At 40.3% G+C, this 1,555-nt stretch carries 2 protein-coding genes; one reads left to right on the top strand and one right to left on the bottom strand.

Going from position 1 to position 1,555, the window contains the following annotated elements:
* On the top strand, positions 1 to 270 hold a 270-nt coding region (locus tag HMPREF9304_RS00815), incomplete at its 5' end, for a hypothetical protein (protein ID WP_036925845.1).
* Between the two features lie 129 nt (positions 271 to 399).
* Here the strand turns inward: HMPREF9304_RS00815 and HMPREF9304_RS00810 are convergent.
* A complete protein-coding gene (locus HMPREF9304_RS00810; RefSeq protein ID WP_036925842.1) occupies positions 400 to 1,422 on the bottom strand; it encodes a toprim domain-containing protein in 1,023 nt (340 codons plus the stop codon).
* Positions 1,423 to 1,555: the final 133 nt, after the last annotated feature.

The following is a 1,555-nucleotide window of genomic DNA, read 5'->3' as shown; positions in this document are numbered from 1 at the left end:
CCAAGCCCAGCAACGTCTGTTTTTTCAAAGGAGGAGTCAACTCCAAAGACAACAAAAGTTCAGAAAAATAGCGGAAAAGAAAGAATATGTACCTCCGTTGATAAGAACGTCATGAATAAGATACGTACCATATCAGAAACAGAGGGTATTCAAATCAATGAACTTATTACCTTAGGTCTTGACATGGTTATATCTAAATATGAAGAGACGCATGGTGCGGTGCGACCTAAAAAGATTAACAAAGGCAATATAGACAATATCTTTCGCTAAGGTAAGATATCTATACTATCATCTTTAGTCACACAAGAAGGACGAGCAATCAGGAAATGGTCACTCGTCCTTTTCGGTCTATGCAAGCAGAAATACCAGAAACTCAATATTGAGTTTATTGTCCGTCCTTCACTCATTATCCAGAATAGCAGCTAATTGTTCAGCAGTGTTTCCCAGACGGAAGAAATCACTGATGTCCTTTTCCGATTTTTCACCTGAAAGAGGAAGCAGGACTCTTCTTACATTATATTTTCCAGTATATTCCTGTACTCGCTTTTTCGACTCACTTTGTCCTGTTGCATCCATATCATAAAGGATAACAATTGTCCGAAACCTTCCGGCAAGTTGTTGCATAAGATTGTCAGGGAGCTTGGCAGTCTCGCTATTCAGGCATATCGCATGGAACCTATGTGCTGCCAACGACATGACATCTTTTTCCCCACCGGTGATGAAGATATATTCGCCTTGTGGCGGTAGCTGTTCCCAACCGAAAATGTATGGTCTCGGAAGAACACCAGCATAGAGAAATCTGTTTTTGGAGCAAGGAGAATAAATCTTGATACCATCATTGTTATTAAAGAGGTATCCAAAAGCCGGATACTTTGCTGTTCCATAAACAGTAAATTTCTTTCCATTCTCTTTTGACATTCTGCATGCCGAAAGGCTTGCAACATGATAGTGTTCCAGCGTATCCTGACCAATTCCATAACGCTGCCAAAAACACAGTTCCTCCATGGTAAAAGGCTTTTCCTTGTATTGGAATGAAAGTGTGGAGGAAGTCTCCGGCTTCTGTCTCTTTACAAGTCGTTTATAGATGATTTCTCTTTGTGGGAATGGATTATTGAACAATCCCAGGCAAAGCTCTTTGTCTATCACCTTCAGGATATCCTTAAATGCAGTCTTTACATTCATATTGCACAGTCTGGCCACAATGGCAAAGCAGTTGCCACAGAAGCTGCTATCGCCAAAATCCTGTAAATAATACTCCACTTGTCCGTATGTGTTTTTATTCGCATACAGATGGCATGAAGGCCGGCTGTCTTCCCTGAAGGGATTTTTGAAGATTCTCTTCAGGCATACATCGCCTAAGTAATGTGTAAACACATCCAGTCCACCACCTGTCAGATAAAGTATTTGTTGTCTTTCGTTCATTTTTTCTTATTGGAATGTTAGTTGATCATATTCCCCGTCATGCCGGTAGGTCAGCTTTAATTTTTTACGATTTAAAATTTTATTCTGGGCATCCCGATTCTCAACCTTAAAGGATTTTTCGTTTCTTCGACCC

It is taken from the genome of Hoylesella timonensis S9-PR14, assembly GCF_000762405.1.
Classification (GTDB): Bacteria; Bacteroidota; Bacteroidia; order Bacteroidales; family Bacteroidaceae; genus Prevotella; species Prevotella timonensis_A.
The sequence above is the reverse complement of the archived record's forward strand: the minus strand, read 5'-3'. Positions and strand labels throughout refer to the sequence as shown.

Bases quoted from the DNA above. Each gene is read 5' to 3' on its own strand.
- HMPREF9304_RS00810 (WP_036925842.1), bottom strand. From the start codon at position 1,422: ATGAACGAAAGACAACAAATACTTTATCTGACAGGTGGTGGACTGGAT.